Origin of the sequence: Algibacter pacificus (genome assembly GCF_008033385.1) — a bacterium.
GTDB classification, from domain to species: domain Bacteria; phylum Bacteroidota; class Bacteroidia; order Flavobacteriales; family Flavobacteriaceae; genus Algibacter; species Algibacter pacificus.
The window spans coordinates 1-3,926 of the sequence record NZ_VOGY01000027.1 but is presented as its reverse complement, the minus strand read 5'-3'; the positions used below and the strand labels follow the sequence as shown (position 1 = coordinate 3,926).

Sequence of the window (3,926 nt, the reverse complement as noted above, 5' to 3'; positions counted from 1 at the left end):
CACTTATCTTTAGATTATAAAACACCTAATATGGTATACAAATTATCAGCCTAAATTCAATTTTTAACCTGTAGCCATATTTCAGGACAAGACATGTAAACCAAGCGTTCGTTTAATGAAATTTAAAAGAATAAAAATTGTTTCCCTTAAATATAAAATACAACCGAAAATTAAATACAAATTCTGAAATTAGTCAAATCTTTGATCTGATTGAAAATGAATTAATAAGATTGAAAATTGACAAAATCCAACGTTCGGAATTTAAAATCAATTTTAAAAATTCTTTTTTCAACGGACAAGGAAGGTGGCATTTGATGGCACCTATTGACAAAGGATGTTTAAAATTAGACGGAAAATCAAATAATTTGGAATACTCGTTTTCGGTAATTAGAACATTCTATATATCGCTAGCATTTAGCTTGTTTTTTGGATTAATATCTAAAAGTTATAAGTTTGGAATAATTATCTTTTTATGGTTTTTCGGAATGAATTTGATAATTACTCTGATAAGACAATATATATTTATTAATAAACTAAAAAGTAAACTGACCGAAAAAAACACTACGCACAACAATGTATAACCGCAATTACGGCGGATTCGACTACGTCCGAATCCACTCGGAATTGCTAACGCCAGTTCTAAACTGAAAATTAACGCATATTAACCCGTAACTGACGGTTATACGAGACCGTTAGGCAACATATGAAAAAAACATTCGGAATATTAATAACAATTTGCCTTTCATTGTTTTGTTGTTCTAAATCAACAGTCAATTCTGACCGAAAAAGTGACTTATCGAACTATGACTTTAATGGAAAGATAAAATCTGTAAAATCCGAACTTTTCAATCTGATTATTGAAAAAGACACTTTTAGAATTGGAGAGAAAATAAATTCACTCGCATTTGACCGAAATTCTCTTCTTCAATTCAATAAACTCGGAAATCTGACTTCAATAAAAGAGTTTCTTTACAACGGTAAAGTAATTAAAGAAGACATCTATAATTATGATAAAAACGACTTACTAATAAAAAGAAAGGAAATTGACAATTACGGAAAAGGCTCATTTTTAAATTTCGAGTTTAAGTACGATTCCAAAGACAGCATCACTAAAGTTATAATATCCAACGATGAATTTAAGCGAATTCATAAAATTGAACGAGATGAAAATAATCGACCAATTAAAAGAGAGATTATTCAAAATGACACAGTTAATTTAACTTACAGCGTTGAATATGACAAAAATAACAACGTGATTTCAGAAAGTGAATTTAAATTTGGAGACCTTCCTGTAAAATTAATAGAGAGAAGTTTTAATAAGCAAAATCTGAAAGTAACGGAAAAGGTTATGGAATACAGAACTTGGGATACAATCAGAATAGAAAACAAATATTTTTACGATAAAAACAACAAACTAATTGTTGAGAAATTCAATATCGAAAACGATTCAACATTTGACGAAACAAAAAATAAATACCACAAAAACGGAGAACTAAAGGAGTCAATTACAGTAATAAGAGATAATGAATTTGCTCTTACTGAAAGAAACCGATACAATGAGAATGGAGATTTGATTGAAAAAACGGTTAAAACAACAGACGAGAAAACAAACGATGTTTGGAGGTATGATTTTGAATACGATTTAAATAATAATTGGATTGAAAAAATTGAATTTAAAAACGATAAACCGTTAAGAATTGTAAAACGGACAATTGAATATTATAAATAAAATACGTTGCCTAACACAGTGTATAATTCATTGCTAGTTATAGCCTACTTACGAAAGTCCTCGCGGACTTTCTATCTGTGATTTATTTGCTAACTTTAGTGCTTAAACACGCAACGAAATCATACACAAACACGTTAGCCACAAGCTGAAAAAAATGACCGCATCAAAATTAAAAGGTAGTTTATTAGAATATACAGTAAGGAGAATTCTTCTAAATTGCGGATTTACGAAAGTGAGACCTGATGGTCTTTTAATATACGACAGAGGTGGATTAACAATGATAAATGGAAAAGGAGCAGCTCACGATGCTGATGTACTAATGAATCCACCGATTCAAATGCCTTTTTCTTATCCTTATCGCTTGAATTTTGAATGCAAAGCATATAATAAAAAAGTTGGTTTAACAATTATTAGAAACGCACTTGGATTGAGATATGATATTAATGAATTTGAAATTGTAACTCGAACACATTTAAGGGAAAGACAAAACAATCGAAGAAGTCCATTAGCAATTGATAACAGACAAAGATTTAATTATCAAGTTGGAGTAGCTTCAGTTGAGGACTTTACAAAACCTGCTTTTGAATTTGCTGCAAATAATAAGATTCCATTGATATCATTACGTTGGTTTTTACCAGCAAATATCTGCGATAGTTTTCATCAAATTACACCAGCATATTTACAACGGTTCACAGAACAACAACTTAATGATTTACATCAGTTTTTTAAAGGAAATGATAACGAAAATGCTACAACATTTTTAAGAGAAACAGATTCAATATTTAGAAATATTTACAACTCTATCCTTGAATTTGAAAATAGAGTTTTGATTGGATTATTAGAAAGTGGCGATTTACTTTTCTTGATTTCGGATAACAATGATAATGTAGAATATCTTTCTAATAGAAATACGGTTATGACTGCTAGATTCCATTATCGTAGAAGAGCATTAGATAATTGGACTTTAAGTGTTAATCAAGAAGCGAGGTTTGAATTTTATTTACCAGCAAGAATAATTGAAATGTGGAAAGAGCAAAGTTTTGACAGTCAAGCAGCAATCAACCTAAAAGCTGAATTATTTTCAAGAGTTTTTGTGTTTGTGAGAAATGGAGAATTACCTTTCAGAATATTACAAATTGACAGACGTTGGCTGAATGAAATAAATGGAAATGAATAAAAAGCCAGATGGCTAACACCGTATATAATTTATTGCTTGCTTCTCGCCTACTTACGAAAGTCCTCGCGGACTTTCTTGGTCGGTACTTATTTACTAAATTAGGTGCTTAAAACACGCAACAAACCATATACAACAACGTTGGCAACAAGCAAATAAAAATTTGTCATTTAAGGAAAAATAGATAATGAATTGAAATTTTAGTATCTTTGATAAAAAGTAATTAAAATGAATTTAGAAACTCGAAAAATAGAATTTATACAAGAATTTTTGAATCTTCAAAATGAAGATATAGTTTCTCGTCTTGAAAAAATATTAAGGAAAGAAAAAAGTAATTCTGAGAAAATATTTGAACCAATGACTATAGCTGAATTTAATGAACGAATTGACAAATCAGAGTCTGACTTCCAAAATAATCGATTTAAAAGGAGTTCTGAACTTTTAGCTAAATATGAATAATGAAATTTGAAATTATTTGGTCTGAATTTGCTGAAAATCAACTTGATGAAATTTATGAATATTATGAAAAAGAAGTTAATAGAAGAGTAGCGAAAAAAATCACAAAAGGAATAATTAACGAACCAAAAAAGTTAATGAATTTATCTTTCATTGGTCAAGAAGAGGAATTACTTAAAGAACGAAAAACTAAATATAGATATATAATTTATACAAACTATAAGATAATCTATTCCGTTGATACTAAAAATGGATTTATTAAAATTGCAGATGTATTTGATACTCGACAATATCCATTAAAAATGAAACGAACGAAATAAGTAAAGCCAGTTGCCAACACCGTATATAATTTATTGCTGGCTTTTTGCCTACTTACGAAAGTCCTCGCGGACTTTCTTTGTCCGTAATTATTTACTAAATTAGTTGCTTAAACCACGCAACAAACCATATACAACAACGTTGTGTGTCATACTGACCCGTCCTGAAATAAGGCTACATAATTTTAAACATTATGTATAGAAATGACAAAGTAATTAGACGGTATTCAGAACCTTTTAAACTGAAAAT

4 protein-coding genes are annotated in these 3,926 nt (G+C 29.4%); all 4 read left to right on the top strand.

The features are described 5' to 3' along the window. Nucleotides 1-703 precede the first annotated feature (703 nt). Entirely contained in the window at nucleotides 704-1,729 is a 1,026-nt protein-coding gene (locus FQU21_RS17095; protein ID WP_147679222.1) for a hypothetical protein, read from the top strand. Nucleotides 1,730-1,883: 154 nt separating this feature from the next. Continuing rightward, nucleotides 1,884-2,906 (top strand): hypothetical protein, encoded by a 1,023-nt coding sequence (locus FQU21_RS17090; protein WP_147679221.1) that lies wholly within the window; start codon nucleotides 1,884-1,886, stop codon nucleotides 2,904-2,906. Nucleotides 2,907-3,131: 225 nt separating this feature from the next. Then, complete coding sequence (locus FQU21_RS17085) at nucleotides 3,132-3,362, top strand: hypothetical protein (RefSeq protein ID WP_147679220.1); 231 nt, start codon at nucleotides 3,132-3,134, stop codon at nucleotides 3,360-3,362. Next, on the top strand, nucleotides 3,362-3,679 hold the full coding sequence (locus FQU21_RS17080; RefSeq protein WP_147679219.1) for a type II toxin-antitoxin system RelE/ParE family toxin: 318 nt from the start codon (nucleotides 3,362-3,364) through the stop codon (nucleotides 3,677-3,679). The genes FQU21_RS17085 and FQU21_RS17080 overlap by 1 nt, the downstream gene beginning before the upstream one ends. Nucleotides 3,680-3,926 lie beyond the last annotated feature (247 nt).

Coding starts and splice junctions, on each gene's coding strand:
- FQU21_RS17080 (WP_147679219.1), top strand. CDS start 3,362: ATGAAATTTGAAATTATTTGGTCTGAATTTGCTGAAAATCAACTTGAT.
- FQU21_RS17090 (WP_147679221.1), top strand. CDS start 1,884: ATGACCGCATCAAAATTAAAAGGTAGTTTATTAGAATATACAGTAAGG.
- FQU21_RS17095 (WP_147679222.1), top strand. CDS start 704: ATGAAAAAAACATTCGGAATATTAATAACAATTTGCCTTTCATTGTTT.
- FQU21_RS17085 (WP_147679220.1), top strand. CDS start 3,132: ATGAATTTAGAAACTCGAAAAATAGAATTTATACAAGAATTTTTGAAT.